Source organism: Nocardia sp. BSTN01 (genome assembly GCF_015354405.1).
Taxonomy (GTDB): Bacteria; Actinomycetota; Actinomycetes; order Mycobacteriales; family Mycobacteriaceae; genus Nocardia.
In genome coordinates this window covers 285,347-301,568 of record NZ_JADKYP010000001.1, presented here as the reverse complement: position 1 = coordinate 301,568, position 16,222 = coordinate 285,347, and the positions used below count along the sequence as shown (strand labels likewise).

Annotated in this window: 12 protein-coding genes; 5 read left to right on the top strand and 7 right to left on the bottom strand. The window is 67.2% G+C overall.

What is annotated here, in order from left to right:
- Nucleotides 1-20 precede the first annotated feature (20 nt).
- From IRT45_RS01170 to eccCa, 3 genes are all read right to left on the bottom strand, one after another.
- Entirely contained in the window at nucleotides 21-326 is a 306-nt protein-coding gene (locus IRT45_RS01170) for a WXG100 family type VII secretion target (protein WP_194803999.1), read from the bottom strand.
- A gap of 55 nt (nucleotides 327-381) precedes the next feature.
- Entirely contained in the window at nucleotides 382-696 is a 315-nt protein-coding gene (locus tag IRT45_RS01165) for a WXG100 family type VII secretion target (protein ID WP_094025383.1), read from the bottom strand.
- Nucleotides 697-1,127: 431 nt separating this feature from the next.
- Nucleotides 1,128-5,174, bottom strand: a complete 4,047-nt coding sequence (eccCa, locus tag IRT45_RS01160) for a type VII secretion protein EccCa (RefSeq protein WP_194803998.1) — start codon at nucleotides 5,172-5,174, stop codon at nucleotides 1,128-1,130.
- 159 nt (nucleotides 5,175-5,333) lie between these two features.
- Here eccCa and eccD point away from each other — a divergent pair, with 159 nt between their 5' ends.
- Together eccD and mycP are read left to right on the top strand one after the other, a co-directional pair.
- A complete protein-coding gene (eccD, locus tag IRT45_RS01155) occupies nucleotides 5,334-6,800 on the top strand; it encodes a type VII secretion integral membrane protein EccD (RefSeq protein WP_194803997.1) in 1,467 nt (488 codons plus the stop codon).
- Nucleotides 6,801-6,807: 7 nt separating this feature from the next.
- Complete coding sequence (mycP, locus tag IRT45_RS01150; protein WP_228533238.1) at nucleotides 6,808-8,223, top strand: type VII secretion-associated serine protease mycosin; 1,416 nt, start codon at nucleotides 6,808-6,810, stop codon at nucleotides 8,221-8,223.
- A 3-nt stretch (nucleotides 8,224-8,226) separates the two neighbouring features.
- On the opposite strand, the gene IRT45_RS01145 is transcribed toward mycP, so the two are convergent.
- A complete protein-coding gene (locus IRT45_RS01145; RefSeq protein WP_194803996.1) occupies nucleotides 8,227-8,769 on the bottom strand; it encodes a pyridoxamine 5'-phosphate oxidase family protein in 543 nt (180 codons plus the stop codon).
- Between the two features lie 210 nt (nucleotides 8,770-8,979).
- On the opposite strand from IRT45_RS01145, the gene IRT45_RS01140 reads away from it, so the two are divergent.
- Nucleotides 8,980-10,254, top strand: coding sequence for an MFS transporter (locus IRT45_RS01140; RefSeq protein ID WP_194803995.1), 1,275 nt, complete (start codon nucleotides 8,980-8,982; stop codon nucleotides 10,252-10,254).
- A gap of 10 nt (nucleotides 10,255-10,264) precedes the next feature.
- Here the strand turns inward: IRT45_RS01140 and eccB are convergent, their stop codons facing one another.
- Nucleotides 10,265-11,866, bottom strand: a complete 1,602-nt coding sequence (eccB, locus tag IRT45_RS01135; protein WP_309240747.1) for a type VII secretion protein EccB — start codon at nucleotides 11,864-11,866, stop codon at nucleotides 10,265-10,267.
- A gap of 20 nt (nucleotides 11,867-11,886) precedes the next feature.
- Here eccB and eccE point away from each other — a divergent pair, with 20 nt between their 5' ends.
- Nucleotides 11,887-13,563: a type VII secretion protein EccE gene (gene eccE / locus IRT45_RS01130; RefSeq protein WP_194803994.1), complete on the top strand. Its 1,677-nt coding sequence runs from the start codon at nucleotides 11,887-11,889 to the stop codon at nucleotides 13,561-13,563.
- 50 nt (nucleotides 13,564-13,613) lie between these two features.
- Here eccE and IRT45_RS01125 read toward each other — a convergent pair whose 3' ends face one another.
- Nucleotides 13,614-14,174: an NADPH-dependent FMN reductase gene (locus IRT45_RS01125; RefSeq protein WP_194803993.1), complete on the bottom strand. Its 561-nt coding sequence runs from the start codon at nucleotides 14,172-14,174 to the stop codon at nucleotides 13,614-13,616.
- Nucleotides 14,175-14,295: 121 nt separating this feature from the next.
- Here IRT45_RS01125 and IRT45_RS01120 point away from each other — a divergent pair, with 121 nt between their 5' ends.
- On the top strand, nucleotides 14,296-15,339 hold the full coding sequence (locus IRT45_RS01120; protein ID WP_228533236.1) for a GAF domain-containing protein: 1,044 nt from the start codon (nucleotides 14,296-14,298) through the stop codon (nucleotides 15,337-15,339).
- A gap of 26 nt (nucleotides 15,340-15,365) precedes the next feature.
- Here the strand turns inward: IRT45_RS01120 and IRT45_RS01115 are convergent, their stop codons facing one another.
- Nucleotides 15,366-16,175 carry an S-methyl-5'-thioadenosine phosphorylase gene (locus IRT45_RS01115; RefSeq protein ID WP_194803992.1) on the bottom strand — a complete coding sequence of 270 codons (810 nt, stop codon included), beginning with the start codon at nucleotides 16,173-16,175 and terminating at the stop codon, nucleotides 15,366-15,368.
- Nucleotides 16,176-16,222 lie beyond the last annotated feature (47 nt).

Below are 16,222 nucleotides of genomic sequence, written 5' to 3'. Positions count from 1 at the left end.
CACATCGGCACGAACGCCGATCAGCCTGCGATCAACTTGGCGGCCAGGACGTCGGCGCCCTGCATCTGCTCGCCGGAGTTTACGGTGTGAGTACCGAGCTGAGCCAGCGAAGCGCTGAGCTCGTCGGACTGCTGACGCCAGTTCTGCTGCACGCTTTGAAACGCGTGGGCAGCGTCACTGCCGGTCCAGTGCGCGGTGATGAAGTCCTGGAACTTCTTCTCCATGTCTTCGAGCGCGGCAGTGATGTTCATCGCCTCACTCTTGATACCGGTACCGGCATCGTCGATGGTTCCGAAGTCGTAGGAAATCTGGCCGAAATCACCCATCGTTCTTCTCCTTCATGGGTTCTGCGAATGAGTTGGCGGAATGATGAAGGGCAGATCAAGCCCAGTTCAGGCTGTTGGACTGCTGGTTGAGGGTGCTCAGGTTGGTCTCTTCCATCTCCGCGTACTTCTTGCCGGCGCTCTGGAGATTCTGCGAATTCTGCATCAGAGCCTCGTTCATCTTGTTGGCCGAGGTCAAGAACTGCTCGAACGTGTTCTGGAATGCCGTGCCGGCTCCACCCTGAAAAGCCGGGCCCTGAAGAGTCGTCGCGTGATTGTGCGCGTTGGTGATCATCCTTCCGATCGCATCGTGCTTGTCCTGCATCTCCCGGACGAAGTTCGCGAGCTGCTCGGCGTCGGCGTGAAAGGGCATCGTGGCTCCTTCTATCGGTCACCGCGGGCCGCGGCGAGGAATGGTCTTGTTCCTGCTAGTGGTTTGGACGCACGAGGTGCGTCCTCGGTTCCATCGTCATGTCCCGCGCATCGGCGCAGTTCGACAGTCGATCGCATGGCTCGAATGCCTGCGGTGTGGATGTCTTGCACCTCCCCCTCTCGTGTTGAACAGCCCGTGTGCCGTCAGTCGGTCCCGCTCAGCGATGAGCATCGCGCCCCCGAGCGTTCGCGCCCTGATCGGCCGGTGGTACCTGGGGCGACGGTCCTGCTGGATATCGCGCATCAGACGTTCACACTGTCCGGATTCTGAGCCTGCCATCTTCTGCGCGGAATTTCCAGCGCCTTCGCATTTTCCGCTGTGGCCGACGGTGATGACCTCGGCCACAGCGGTTTCGAAGCCGGTGACCGTCATCAGGGAGCCGGGGACCAGGCCGTCTGGATCAGGCTGTTTCCGGAACGGGCCACCAATGTGCCGCGGCCGGGCGGCATTTCGCTGAGCCTGACGTTGCCGAGCAGCGCGCCCTCGTCGCGGTTGCCGCTCATCAGCAGGCCGATGGTGCCGATATCCTTCATCCGCCCGATCAGCGGCTCGTACAGCGCCCGTGACGCACCACCCGAGCGCCGGGCGATGATCAGATGGAAGCCGATGTCCTTGGCCTGGGCGAGATATTCGGTGAGGATGGACAGCGGATTGCCGGACGGAGTGGATACCAGGTCGTAGTCGTCGACGATGACGTAGACCTCGGGGCCCGACCACCACGACCGTTCACGCAACTGCTGCTGGGTGATATCGGGGCCGGGCATGCGGGCCTTCAGCACGCCGACCAGATCGCGCATCATCGTTTCCAGCATCTCCGCCGACGGCGCGTATCCCGCGACGTGGCGTCCCTCGACCACCCCGAGCAGCGTCCGGCGATAATCACCGATGATCAGCTTGGCGTTCTCGGGCGTATTCGAGGCGACGATGTTCAGGATGATGTTGCGCAGCACATTCGTCTTACCGCATTCGGTATCGCCGAAGATCAGCACGTGCGGTTGCTCGGCCATATTGAGGAAGACCGGCGAGAGCTCGGATTCGTTGAGGCCGACCGGGATCTGCACGCACCGCGTGTACTGATCCACCGCGCCCGGCCAGCCGCCGAGCACGTTGTGCAGCAGTTCGTCCCGGTTGAGCACCTCGGGGAGCATGCGCACGCGCGGCGCCGGGCGGCCCGGTGTCGAGGCGACCAGGCGTTGCACGGCATCGGCGACACCGGTGCCCAGGCTCTCGGGATTCGAATCCCCGTCCACGCGGGGCAGAGCCGTCAGCATGTGCAGGGCGTCGGGGGTCATACCGCGGCCCGGACGGCCCTGCGGCACCAGCGAGGCCACCTTGCGGCCGAGATCGGAATCCATCGGATCGCCCAGACGCAGTTCGATGCGGGTGCCGATCTGGTCCTTGAGGGCGGGGCGCGCTTCGGCCCAGCGGTTGAGCGCGATCACGATGTGCACACCGTACGAAAGACCCTGGGTCGCCAGGTTCATGATCGGCTGTTCGAGCGAATCGAAATCCTGGCGGATGGATCCGAAACCGTCGACGACCAGGAAGACGTCACCGAACGGGTCGTCGTGAGCGCCGGCCGCGGCGGGGCTGCTCGCCGGGTCGGTGCCGCGGAGGCGGCGGAAGTCGGCCATCGACTCGATACCGAGTTGACGGAACCGCATTTCGCGCTGACGGACGATGGTCGTCATCTCGGAGATGGTGCGACGGACCTTGTCCACATCCAGGCGGCCCGCGACCGAACCGACATGCGGCAGGCCTTCCAGGCCCGACAGCGTGCCACCACCGAAGTCGAGGCAGTAGAACTGAACCTGTTCGGCGGTGTGGGTCAGCGACATGCCCATGACCAGCGAACGCAGGGCCGTGGACTTGCCGGACTGCGGACCGCCGACGACGGCGACATTGCCGCGGGCGCCGGACAGATCGACCACCATGGGATCGCGACGCTGGTCGTACGGGCGGTCGACGATGCCGATCGCGGTGCGCAGGCTGGCCACCGGGTTGTATTCGCCGGTGAGGATCGAGCGCGGAATGAGCTGATCGAGGGTCGGCGCCGCGTCCAGCGGCGGCAGCCAGATCTCGTGGGCAGTGCGACCGTGGCCCTGGATGCGGGAGACCAGCATGCCGAGGTTGGAGATCTTCTCCGCGCTCTCGTCCTGCTGCACCTCTTCGACCGAACTCGGCTCGGGCGGCAACGGAACCCGATCGCTCTTGCGGAATGCGACATGGCCGGCGACGAAAGGCCGGGCGTGGATATCGATTTCGCCCCCGACGATGCCGGCCTGGGTGACCTCGCGCTGGGCGCCGCCGCCCACATACGTGCCGGAAACGTAGGAGGCCTGGAAGCGCTGGATCTCGCCGGAGTCCGATTTCAGATATCCGCCGCCGGGGCTGTTCGGCAGATTGTAGGCATCCGGCACACCGAGAACCTGGCGAGATTCGTTGGCCGAGAACGTCTTCAGGCCGATGCGGTAGGACAGATGCGATTCCAGTCCCTTGAGCTTGCCCTCCTCCAGACGCTGCGAGGCCAGCAGCAGATGGACGTGCAGCGACCGGCCGAGGCGACCGATCATGACGAACAGTTCGGCGAAATCCGGGTGCTGGCTGAGCAATTCGGAGAATTCGTCGAGCACCACGAACAGGGCCGGTAGCGGATCCAGATCGGCGCCGGCCGCACGCGCCTTCTCGTATTCGGAGACGTTGGCGAAGTTACCGGCCTGCCGCAGCACCTCCTGGCGGCGGTTCATCTCACCGGCCAGCGCGTCCTTCATACGGTCGACGAGGTCGGCCTCTTCCTCGAGGTTGGTGATGACGGCGGCGACGTGCGGGACGCCCTCCAGGCCGAGGAAGGTCGCACCACCCTTGAAGTCGACCAGCACCAGGTTCAGCTGGTCGGGCGAATGCGTCGCCAGCAGGGAAAGCACCAGTGTGCGAAGGAATTCCGATTTACCCGAACCGGTGGCGCCGATGCACAGGCCGTGCGGGCCCATGCCGTTCTCGGCGGCCTCCTTGATATCGAGGTAGACCGGCAGGCCGTCGGCCCCCACACCGAACGGAACCCGCAGCCGATCCCGGCCGTAGCGCGGCTTCCACCCGTTCTCCGGGTTGAAGGTGCCGATGTCACCGAGCCCCATGAGTTGCGCCCACGAGCTGATGACCTCGGCGTTCTCCTCGACCACGGTGTCGCCGCCGCGCTGGACGGCCGCCACCCGGAACGGGGCGAGGCGCCGCGCCACCTGTTCGGCCTGCCGCGCGCTGATGCGGTCGATAAGGGCGAAGCGTTCCATATTGCCGGTGGCGCCGCGGCCGACGCATTCACCGTTCTCGACGACCATCTGGATGCCGCGCGAAACCGCCAGGCGCGGAGCGTAACTGCACAGGTCGATGATGGTGACGCCCTCGTAGCCGGACTCCCGCAGCGAATCCTCTTCGGCCTCGAGCAGGCCACCGTCGACGATGATGACGATGTGGACCAGATTCTGATTGGCCGGCTGGTTGCGCGAATAGCGAACCCGGTTGTGCAGCAACGGGTTCAGACCGTCGGCCAGTTCGCGGATGGAACCGTAGACCATGCGCTCGGTGCCCACGCCGTCCTGGGAGTCCGGATGCTGGGTGTGCGGGAGCCATTTGGTCCACTCCCACTCGGCGGCGGTGTCGGGACCGCAGACCACCGCGACGAGAACCTGGTCCGGCGCCTGGAACATGCACAGCTGCAACAACATCGCGCGCGTCATATCGCGTGCTTGAGCGCGGTCGCCGTTGAGCTGGATGGTGGCGAAACCCTTGACCGCGATGGCGGTGGGCAGGTCGGGGACCGTGGAATGCGTACGCACGAAACGACGCAGCGATACGGCCGCGATCGGCTCGAGTTCCTCGACGGGGCCGGTTTCCGGGGAAACCAGGCGGGTGGCCAGGCGCTGACCGCCCAGGCCGATGCGCGCGTGGCAGAAGTCCTTGTCCCCCGGACGACGTTCCCACATGCGGCTGGTGCCGGCCAGCATCCACACCAAACCCGGTTCGGGATGGCTCCATTCGACCGCCGCGCGCTGCTGGGAGGCGGTCTCGTCGACGTCCTTGCGGACCTGGTCCAGGTAGCGCAGATAGTCCTTGCGGTCCTCGTTGGCCTCGGCGGCCTTCTGCCCCTTACCGCCCTGACCGGCGAACATGCCGACCATGGAGAAGACCATCATCATCGGGAACATCATGCTCATCGGGTTGGAGGCGATACCTCCACCGCGGGTGAACATGATGGCCATCATTCCGACCATGCCGACGACCATCACGACGGGCATCAGTTTGCCCATCAGACTGCCGGGTATCGCGCGTGGAATCTCCGGCGGCGGTTGCAGTGTCACTTCGCCGCCCGGTGACCTCGGAACCTCCCGGCGCGCACGACGCTGGAACCTGACAGTGCTCATCGACGGAAGATCCCCCTTCGGCGGCTGTACTGCGGACTCAGTGTAGAGGCAGCGGCCGACATGTCGTACAGTTCGACCAGCATTCTGCACGGACCGGCCGCGCGACCGCAAACCGGAGCGCATGCTGAAACACCAGGTAGAGACGGAGTTGGGGGAAGCGTGACGCACGCGCGACTGGACCATATCGAAGAGGATTCGAGCCGCGGAATCGTCCGGGCGCCCGATCTGGCGCGGGTGACCATTCTGGCCAAGCACACGCAGGTCGATATGGCGATTCCGGTCGACGTTCCGGTCGCCCTGGTCATTCCGAGCGTGGTCGACATGGTGGCGCAGCACAGTCGCACCAATGATTTCGACAACAGCGGCGAACAATTCCAGCCCGCCGAATGGGTGCTGGCGCGCATCGGGCAGCCGCCGTTCTCCAATTCGCTCAGCCTGGGCGAGCAGGGGGTGCGCGACGGCGAGCTGCTCATGTTGGAAAGCGCCGACCACGTCGCGCCCAGTCCGCTGTTCGACGACATCATGTACAACGTCGCGATCGCCGACGCCGACCATTTCCGTAGCTGGTCACCGCGGGTCGCGCGGATCACGGGTTCGATCATCGCGATCCTGACCATGCTCGCCGGATGTACCGGCCTGCTGGCGGCGCCGGATGCGATGGCGGGCTGGATCACCGGGTCCATCGCCGCGGTGCTGACGATTCTGCTGGTGGTGGCCGGCACGGTGATGAGCCGCATGTACGGCGACACCGCCTCGGCGCTGGTGCTCGGCGGCTGCGCGCTGCCGAGTGCGTTCGCGGCGGGCATGTTGATCGTGCCCGACCACTACGGCTGGGCGAATCTGCTGCTCGGCTCGGTACTCGTCGGCGCGACGGCACTGCTGGCCTGGCGCGTCAGCGGCGTCGGTCTGGCCCTGTTCATCGGCGCCGCGACACTTTCCGTGTTCGCCATCCCGGCGGCGTTGGTCGGCCTGCTGACCTCCCAGCCGGTCAAGGCCATCGGCGCGGTCGCCGCCGCGCTCGCGCTCGGCGCGCTGTCGCTGGCACCGCGAGTGTCGATGCTGCTCGCGAAACTGCCACTGCCGCCGGTACCTTCGCCCGGCACTCCGATCGACCCCACCGAGGACGATCCGGACGACCACCGCGCACTGCCCACCATGGATGTGCTGCGCACGAAATCCGAACGCGCCCGGATGTATCTGGCCGGCCTGGTCGGCGCGACCACCCTGGTGACCGTGATCGGCGCGCTGGCCTCGACCGATCCGTCCGCGGACGGCCCCTACTGGCCCGGTATCGCATTGGCTCTGGTCTGCGCGGTGGTGCTGATGTTCCGCAGCCGCACCTACGTCAGCGCCGAACTCGCGGTGGTGCTGCTCGCCGGCGGTGCGGCCATTCTGCTGATCATGACGGTCGGCGCGGCCTTCGTGGTGGAACAGCCGCTCGCGGTGTTCGGCGCCGCCATGGTGATGCTCATCGCCGCGCTGATCCTCGGCACGATCGTGCCGAACCAGTCGGCGACGCCGCCCATGCGACGCGCCGTGGAGCTGCTGGAATACGGCTTCGTGGCCGCCGTCCTGCCGCTGGTCTTCTGGGTAGCCGAGCTGTACACGCTCGTTCGATCGCTCTGAGCCGCGCATGAATCCGAAAATGTTCGGGCGCAGAGTAATTCGGGTCGCGGCGGTCGTCGCGGTGCTGGGTCTGAGCGCCTCGACGGGTGCGGGCGCCGCACTCGCGGACAAACCGGTGGTGAACCCGGGAGCGCTGCCCTCCGGCGGCAACCCGGCCCCGCCGGACGCGACGGAGCAGCCGGCGAATTCACCCTGTGCCAGCACCAGCACCGGCGGGGACGGTCCGACCGTGCCGACCGCGCAGCGCAGTCTGGAACTGGACAAGGCATGGCAGTTCTCCAGCGGCGCAGGGCAATTGGTGGCGGTCATCGACACGGGCGTGATGCGCCATCCCCGGCTGCCGGGCATCATCCCGGGCGGCGACTACGTGTCCGCCGGCGACGGCACCGACGACTGCGACGCGCACGGGACCTTCGTGGCGGGCATCATCGCCGCGACTCGTCTGTCGACACAAGGCTTTTCGGGTGTCGCGCCCCAGGCGCAGATCCTGAGCATCCGGCAGACCTCGAGTTACTTCCAGAAGAAGGGCGCCGGACGCGACAAGGGGCCCGACGCCATGCCCGAGGGCTACGGAACCACCCACACCCTGGCGCAGGCGGTGCGCCGGGCGGCCGATATGGGCGCGACGGTCATCAATATGTCCGAGGTGGCCTGCCAGGCCGGCGCGATTCCCGACGACGACCTCGGCGCAGCGGTGCATTACGCCGCCGTCGAGAAGAACGTCGTGGTCGTCACGGCCGCGGGCAACAACGACAAATGCAAGGGAACCAACCCGGTCATCGACCCGCTGGATCCGAGCGCGGATCCGTGGACCAAGGTCGATATGAACGTCTCGCCCGCGCGATGGGACGACTACGTGCTGTCGGTCGGCTCGATCGACGACAACGGCCAGCCCTCGAAGTTCACCGTGCCCGGCCCGTGGGTCGGTGTCGCGGCGCCCGGCGAGAATCTGACCTCGCTCGACCCGCACTGGGACGATCCGCGCAGCAAGGGGACGGCCGTCGCGAAGGTGGATCAGCAGGGCAAGGCCGAGCCGATCTCCGGAACCAGTTTCGCCTCACCGTATGTCGCGGGCGTGGCGGCCCTCGTTCGTGCTCGATTCCCGGAGCTCAGCGCACTCGACGTCATCAAGCGCATCGAGGCCACCGCCCACGCGCCCGCCGAGGGGTGGAATCCGTACGTCGGCTACGGCGCGGTCGACCCGGTGGCCGCGCTCACCGCACAGGTCCCGAACTCGTTGCCGCCCAAGCGGCCCAGCGCCGCCAAGAGCTGGCAACTACCGGTGCCGACCACGCCCCCGGCCCCCGACCACACCTCCCGCAATGTGGCGCTGATCGGAACCGGTGTCATCGGCGTGCTCGCCGTGCTCGGATATCTCGCCTCGTTCCCGCTGCGCCGTCGCTTCGGTGATCGCGGCGAGTGAGGTTCAGCGCGGCTCGTCGAACCGCCAGCGCGTCGCACCGCCGGGTTCGACGGTCGACAGCGCCGTCGCCGCGCGTACCGCGATGCGGTAGACGTACCAGGGCGGCGGGCCGGCCGACGGCGCGCTGAAGTCGGCGGTCAGGGCCGTGCCGGATTCGTCGACCCGGCACGGCCATCCCTCGCCGGCCCAGTCGGCGGCTCGCTGCGCCACCGTCCCCGGATCGGTGACGCGTTCGGCGGCGCCGTTCACGCTCAGGTCGAACGTGTCGAGCGCGACGCTGAGTGTGCAGCGCGGATCGCGGGAAATGTTGCGAGCCTTGCGTGTTCGTGGGCCGGTCTCGAACCAGAAGGCGCCGTCCACCCACAGCGCGCCCACCGCGGTGACATGTGGGCTGCCGTCCGGATCGATCGTGGCGAGCCAGCAGGTGTGCCGATCGGGGCCACCCGTCCCGGGCGCCTGCGGGAATCCGGTGTTCAGACCGGCCACGACGGCGGACCAGTCCAGCGGATCGAGGTCGTACAGTTCGGCGAGGTTGGTCGTCTGCATGGTGTCCATGATGTTGCGACGAGGCGGGGCCGCCGTATTCATCGCCGGGCGCGCCGTCAATTCGTCCGTTATAGGCTATATGCCCTGTTCGGTAGGGGTGAATCCGTCCAAGATCGACACGAGCAGCGCGGCGATGACTCAGTATTTCTGACAGCGCCGGTCCAGCGGTACGGCCGTCGCGGGGTCGTCGCACGAGGGGCAGGAACAGCCATGACAGTCGCCGGCAGGCAACGTCTCACTCCCGATCAGCGCAATTCGTTCATCGCGGCCCAACTGGGCTGGACGATGGACGCCTTCGACTTCTTCCTGGTCGTCTTCGTCTATGCCGATATCGCCGCGTCCTTCGATATGCCGAAATCCGACGTCGCGTTCATCACCACGGCGACGCTGATCATGCGGCCGGTGGGCGCGCTGTTGTTCGGCCTCTGGGCCGACCGGGTCGGCCGGCGCATTCCGCTGATGGTGGACGTCGCGTTCTATTCGGTGATCGGGTTCCTGTGCGCGTTCGCGCCGAATTTCACTGTGCTGCTGATACTCCGGCTGCTCTACGGCATCGGCATGGGTGGCGAATGGGGGCTCGGCGCGGCGCTGGCGATGGAGAAGATCCCCGCCGAGCGGCGTGGCTTCTTCTCCGGACTCCTCCAGGAGGGATACTCGTTCGGCTATCTGCTGGCGTCACTGGCCTCACTGCTGGTGATGAACTGGCTCGGCCTGTCCTGGCGGTGGCTGTTCGCCCTCTCGGTGATTCCGGCTCTGATCATCCTCGTGATCCGGACCCGGGTGGGTGAATCGGAGGCGTGGGAGAGCAGCCGGGAACATATGCGGCTCACCCAGACCTCGTTGCGTGATGTGGTGATGAACCCGGTCGTGATCCGCCGCTTCGCCTATCTCGTACTCCTGATGACCGCGTTCAACTGGATGAGCCACGGCACCCAGGACGTCTACCCGACCTTCCTGTCCGCGATCGACAACGGCGGCGCGGGATTGTCCTCGGCGACCGCGAAATGGATTGCGGTGGTGTACAACATCGGCGCCATCATCGGCGGTCTGGTGTTCGGCAGCCTGTCGCAGAAGTACGGTCGCCGCTACACCATCATCTTCTGCGCACTGCTCGGGCTGCCGATCGTGCCGTTGTTCGCCTATTCGACGACCGCGGCCATGCTGTGCCTGGGATCGTTCCTGATGCAGCTGGTGGTGCAGGGCGCCTGGGGTGTCATCCCGGCGCATCTGACCGAACTGTCGCCGGACGCTATCCGCGGCTTCTACCCGGGCGTGACCTACCAGCTGGGCAATCTGCTCGCCTCGCTCAATCTGCCGATCCAGGAGCGAGTAGCCGAAAGCCACGGGTATCCGTTCGCCCTGGCCGTCACCATCGTCCCGGTGTTGATAGCGGTGGCCTTCCTGACCCTGATCGGCAAGGAGGCCAAAGGGATTCGCTTCGGCACGAACGAGAGCGCACTACCCGAGACGCCCGCCCGGCAATAGCCGGGGCCGGCTAGTTCTGCGGCTGCTGAGCCGACTGGTCCTGCTTGGAACGCACCAGCTGTTTGGCCGGGTTCGGGTCCGGCGCCACGCCGTCGTGGGCCACCATGGCCTCCTGTCGGCCGAGCGTCGGACCGGCGGCGAGCAGGCCGACGATCTGATACGGCGCGAGTTCGGGTTTCGCCTTCTCGGCGTCCATTCCCAGGGCCTTCTGCGCCGCAGCGTCCTTGATGCCGTAGCGCACACCGGTGTCGGCGATGAAGAACATGCTGTCGCGGCGCTGGCTGTCGGCCTCGATACCGGTGGTCTGGACGAAGAATCCGGATCCGGGCGTGGAGTAGAAGGCGTCGACGTTGGGCCCGGAGCCGTCTGCCTGGGCCAGCGGCGTGGTCTGCGCGCTGTCCGGGATCGGCAGCGAATGTCCGGTCAGCACAGCCAATTCCGCGCGCTTACTACCGTCGGCCTTGTCGGCGGCACCGGACAGCGGTTTCCACGACATGCATTCGATCGGCTGATCCTTGGGATCCACGACGGTGGGCGGCTGCGCCGGATACTGCTGCACCGGAAGCTCGTTCGACACCGGCGCCTGCGTGCTGTCGAACTGGCTGATCTCCGGATGATCCGAAGCAGTCGGATTCGAGTTGCGGATGATGTCGGCGGTCAGCGGCGAAATGGCCTGCAGACCGTCGCGAAGGACCACGTAGGACTGATCCTTGGTTTCCACATGCACCACATCGCCGATTCGGTGGTTGCTCAGCGGATAGCTCGGCGTACCACCCGGATCGGTGATCTTCGGCGGCACGATCGGCAGCACCTCGGGCACCGCGTTGAGCAGCCCGGCGCTGATCGGCCGCGGAGTCATTCCCCGAATGCCGAGGGCCTCGGTCACTTTCGGATCGTTCATATCGACCCGCGCACGCTGGTTGTCGTAGATCAGATAGGCGGCGTCGCGCCCCTGCACCAGCAGCGCCTTACCCGAATCCAGCTTGGTGGCCTTGGAACCCAGCGACGGATCCCCGGCGAGCACCGTCGTGGTCAGGTCGCGGCTGCCGTCGTTCTTCAGTTCGTCGCAGATCGACCATGCGCGCCCTTTGCCGCTGCTGTCGAAGTTCAGGGAGGACGGCGCACCGGGAATGCCGATCAGCGCCCCGCGCGGCTTCTTCGCCAGCTCGGATTCCTTGATGGACACCGCTTTTGCCGGTTCGCCGACCGCGAGCCGCGCCGACGCGAGATTCAACGAGGGGTGCACGACACCGTCGATGACGGCGTAGACCGCGCCGGAATCCTTCCCCAGCAGGATCTTGTTGTCGCCGATCGACCCCTGCGGCCGCAGCAGCGCGAGCACACCGCAGCCGGCCAGCGCGACGACACCCAATACCAGTCCCGCGGCATAGGCGCGCGACTGCGAGCGCATCGGATCGTGCAGCATCCGCACGTCCCGGCGTACCAGGGCGTGCTCCATTCGCCTGACCAGGAAGCGATAGCCGCTCACCTGCCAGCGCGTAGTGGGCTTTGAAGGCATGAGTCCTCCCCCGAACAGTGCTCGCGTTCGCCCAACACAGTACAGTTCAGCAGGACTGAAGTTCAGCTCGGCCGTCGAGGAATCGGCCGACACCGGGTACTTGGGGGACGACGATGGCCGAATCCAGCGGCACCAACAGCCGCCCGCTCCTCGGACGCATCTCGCTGCCGAATCTGCTGGCCGCACAGTTATCGGGGCTGGTCGTCGGGCTCGTCGTGCTCGCGGTCGGCGTACCCGGCTGGTACGCACTGGGTGCGGCGGTCCTGGCCGGCCTGGTGCTGCTCGTCCCGATCGGCAAGCGCACCATCGCCTCGTGGATCGCCACGGTGTGGCGCTACGTCACCCGCCAGGACTACGACCTCGGCGATACCGTCGATTTCCGTGGCCCGGACGGCCGTTCGCTCGGCCTGTACTGGGAGGGCAGCCGCGTCGTCGCCGTCGTCGAGGTGCTGCCGCCCAAGGGTGGTCTGACCCGGATCGACCGCAACACGGTGCACGCCTCGCATCTGCTGCCGCTGCCCGAACTGGCACAGTGCCTGAGCCAGCACGACATTCTGCTGTCCGGTATCGACATCATCAGCCACGGCCACCGCAGCCGCTCCGGCACGCCCGCGGGGCCGATTTACGAATCGCTGCTCGGACCGCTGCCCGCGACGGCGCACCGAACAGTATGGCTCGCAATCAGTTTCGACGCTCTGGCCTGTCCGGAGGCCGCCGCGCGGCGCGGCGGCGGTACGGAGGGCGCGGGCCGGGCTGTCACCATCGCGACCCAACGCATCGTGCGCGCGCTCGAGGACGCCGACTGCGCGTCGCGCGTGCTCACCGCGCCCGAGATCCGCAAGGCCGTCTGGCAGATCAGCGCCGGGGTCGACCCGCGGGCGCTCACCCATCGCTGGCGCTACGCGGAACTGGGCAACAGCGTGAACATCGGCGCGGCGGTCGATCCCAAGCAGCTGGGCTCGGATCTGCTGGCACAGCTGTGGGTCGCGCCGTCGCGGGGTACCACGGTCGCGGTGCGGCTGCGGCCGGGAAGTTCGCCCGAGACGGTGAACATCGGCGCGGCCTGGCGATTGACCGCCCGGGAGCTGCCGGAGAAGACCAAACGCAAGGGCATGGTGTCGCTGAGCGGCCGGCATCGCCAGAGCCTGCTCGCCCATCTGCCGATCGCCATTCCGGGCGTGGACGACACCGTCCCGATGAGCCAGTACCCGATCGACGTCGTCGGCGTCCTGCATCTGCCCTCGTCGGGCTGCGGTCAGCTGATCGGCTCCGACGAGGACGGGAACGGCGTCGCCGTTCGCCTTGTCGGACAGGGTATTTCGACCGTCTACGTAGCGGGCGAGCTGTATCTGGCGCAGCAGCTGGTATTCCGCGCACTGGCCGTCGGCGAGCGCATCCTCGTCCGTACCGATCGCCCACACGCGTGGGAGCAGCTGGTCACCACCATCGGCAATCCCGAGCGGCTCACCATCGCGGTGGAAACCCATCAGAGCGATGCCGGATTCACCGCGGCCGTGGTCGACGGTGTGCTCGCGCCCGCACCGCACGCCGGCGTGACCACGATCTACGTCACCGGCGATCCGATGGGCTGGCCGGCCACCAAGCCGGATCTGTCCATTCACCAGCCGGGCGCGATCGGCAACCATGTGGTGATGCGGACCGGAACCACCCAGGTCGATCTGACGCTGGTCTCGATTCCCCGGGAAACGACCTACATCGGCAGTCCGCGGGGCCGCCGCCCGATGCCGCAGCAGGATCCCCGGCAACGAATGGCGCAGGCGCACAACTAATTTCGTCGGACGCCGCGACGGCACACAGACCGACGGCGCCCGGAACCGGCTCAGCCCGGATACGGGTCGGTTCTGCGCGCCGTGCGCAGATGCCGTGCCCACCAGGCCCATTGCCGCAGGAGCCGCTGCGCGGCGTCGACGGCGGCCCCGTCGGCGGTGTTGCCGTCCGCGTCGAATTTACGTTTGGCCTCGTGGAAACTCACGCTCTCGCGCAGCGAGACCATGTGGATCTCCGCGACGACCTGGCGCAACTGCTCGATCGCCCGCAGGCCGCCCGACAGTCCGCCGTATCCGACGAATCCGATGGGTTTGGCCCGCCATTCGCGTTTGGCACTGTCGAGCGCCGTCTTCAGCGAGGCGGGATAGCCGTGGTTGTACTCGGAGGTCACCGCGATGAATCCGTCCGCGGCGCCGATCCGTTCCCGGAAGGCCTCCACCTGCGGCGTCGTCGTCAGGTCGGTGGGCAGCGGAGTGTGTGCCAGATCGATGAACCCGACGTCGAGGCCAGTGTCGGCGCGGGCCGTGCGCAGGAACCAGTCCGCCACCACGGGCGCGAACCGCTCGGGCCGCACGCTGGCGACGATGACCTCCAACCGCAGCGGATCGTCCATGGCGTCAGCCTAGTCGGCACACTCGCCGCAGCGACGGCCTGCTCGCCGACCGCGCCGGCGGCACCGATACCCTGTGCCCCGGGCGAAAATCTTCGAGCACCATATTGGACGGCTATGGCCGATGGCCGCGACAGACGGGGCGCCGCGGATCGATCAGGAGGGGGCGAAATTCGTGATTCTCGGACATTGGTTGCTGATCGAAACACTCGACGTTCCGCCCACCTGGTCGGTCCTGGCCGTCGACACCGCACCGCGGCGATGGAAGTCGTTGGCGCGTACCGTTCCCACCCGGCTGATGCCGATCCTCACCGCCGCGGCCGCGAGCGGTGAGAGGGTCGAGCGACAGCTGCCGAAGTCTCGACATGCCTGGTCCGGACACCTCGCCTGCGCGATCGCGCTGACCGGGCCCGACGACCGGGTGCACGCGGTGCAACTGTGGGTGGGTCCCGGCGAGCCACCCGCGCCGCCGCCGGTCGCGACCCATCTGCTCGACGCGCGCACCCGGCGCACGGAAGTACGTTCCGCGGGTCTGGGCCCGGCATTCGATCGCAAACGCAGCGTCTGGATCGGAGCCGAATCCTTCGAACACGTCGAACGTTTCGACGATGCCCTGGATCTGGCCGCGATCGTGGCACGCGCCACACCCGGGTCGCGGTGGTGCGGCGACATCTGCGTGCGCACGCCGGACGGGCTGCGCACGTTGATGATGGCGACACGCAACTCGGCCACCGATCCCTACCTGTGGCGCGGCATTCTGGCCGATGTCACCGACAGCGTTGCGCCGCAGCCGAAGTCGTTCGAGGCGGCCACGGTCGAGACGCTGGTCAGCCGCAATCCCGGAATGTATCTGGCGGTGGTCGACACCGAACGGGTCCGGGTGATCCGGTGGGTCAGCACGCCGGTGCCGGGACTGGACTGGTCCGGCGGCACGGACGAACGCACACTGCCACATCCCGGCGACCGGGAGCGAATCATCGCCGCGCGCACGGCGATCCGGGCCGGCGCACCGTCGTGGACGCTGCCGAACCTACGGCTGGCGGATACGACCGGCGGCTGGATCACCGTGGACGTGGAGGTTTCACCACTACCCCACGGCCCTGACGGCACCGGCATTCCCCACTTCGCGCTCGCGCGGATCGATCTCCGTGAACCCGCCACTCCCTAGCGGTCGACGCGGCGTGGGGCGGTCGGTCAGGGCAGTTCGAACGGCAGCGCCACCCCGGCGTGCACGGTGCAGTGTTCGCAGGTCTCCGTGCCCTCGACACCGGCGACCGCGCGACGCACCAGGGTTTTGAACGGCACGAGGTTTCGCTCGAATTCGGCGAAGACGGCGGCCGCGCTGACACCCTCCCCTGCCTCCAGACCGGCATCGAGGTCGGTCACCAAAGCGATGGCGGCGTAGCACATTTCGAGTTCGCGAGCGAGCACGGCTTCGGGGTATCCGGTCATGTTGACCAGTTCCCATCCCTGTCCGGCGAACCAGCGGCTCTCGGCCCGGGTGGAGAAGCGCGGACCCTGCACCACGACCATCGTGGCGGCCGATTGCATCGGCAGTTCGGGCACCGCCGCCCGCGTCGCCACCGAGCGCAGGTCGTCACAGTACGGATCGGCGAAGGAGACGTGGATGCCGCCGTTGTCGAAGTAGGTCTGTGCCCGGCCGGAGGTCCGGTCCACCAGTTGGTCGGGAACGGCCACGGTGCCCGGTCCCCAGTCCGCCCGCAGGCTGCCCACCGCACAGGGCGCGAAGATCCGCCGCACGCCGATCGACCGCAGCGCCCACATATTGGCCTGATACGGCACCGTGTGCGGGGAGTACTCGTGCTTGCGCCCGTGCCGCGGCAGGAAGGCGACCTGGCGGCCCTCGACCTCTCCGACCGTGATCGGCGCGCTCGGCACACCATAGGGTGTCTCGACCTCGAGGGTGGTCGCGTCGTCGCCGAAGAAATCGTAGAAGCCGCTACCGCCGATGATGGCCAGCGCGGGGCGGGGATCCGAACTCATACCCGCAATTCTCGCGTACGCCGCGGCGGCGGCCCCAGTCGCCTCAC

Bases quoted from the DNA above. Each gene is read 5' to 3' on its own strand.
- IRT45_RS01170 (WP_194803999.1), bottom strand. From the start codon at position 326: ATGGGTGATTTCGGCCAGATTTCCTACGACTTCGGAACCATCGACGAT.
- IRT45_RS01165 (WP_094025383.1), bottom strand. From the start codon at position 696: ATGCCCTTTCACGCCGACGCCGAGCAGCTCGCGAACTTCGTCCGGGAG.
- eccCa (WP_194803998.1), bottom strand. From the start codon at position 5,174: ATGAGCACTGTCAGGTTCCAGCGTCGTGCGCGCCGGGAGGTTCCGAGG.
- mycP (WP_228533238.1), top strand. From the start codon at position 6,808: ATGAATCCGAAAATGTTCGGGCGCAGAGTAATTCGGGTCGCGGCGGTC.
- IRT45_RS01145 (WP_194803996.1), bottom strand. From the start codon at position 8,769: ATGCAGACGACCAACCTCGCCGAACTGTACGACCTCGATCCGCTGGAC.
- IRT45_RS01140 (WP_194803995.1), top strand. From the start codon at position 8,980: ATGACAGTCGCCGGCAGGCAACGTCTCACTCCCGATCAGCGCAATTCG.
- eccE (WP_194803994.1), top strand. From the start codon at position 11,887: ATGGCCGAATCCAGCGGCACCAACAGCCGCCCGCTCCTCGGACGCATC.
- IRT45_RS01125 (WP_194803993.1), bottom strand. From the start codon at position 14,174: ATGGACGATCCGCTGCGGTTGGAGGTCATCGTCGCCAGCGTGCGGCCC.
- IRT45_RS01120 (WP_228533236.1), top strand. From the start codon at position 14,296: ATGGCCGCGACAGACGGGGCGCCGCGGATCGATCAGGAGGGGGCGAAA.
- IRT45_RS01115 (WP_194803992.1), bottom strand. From the start codon at position 16,175: ATGAGTTCGGATCCCCGCCCCGCGCTGGCCATCATCGGCGGTAGCGGC.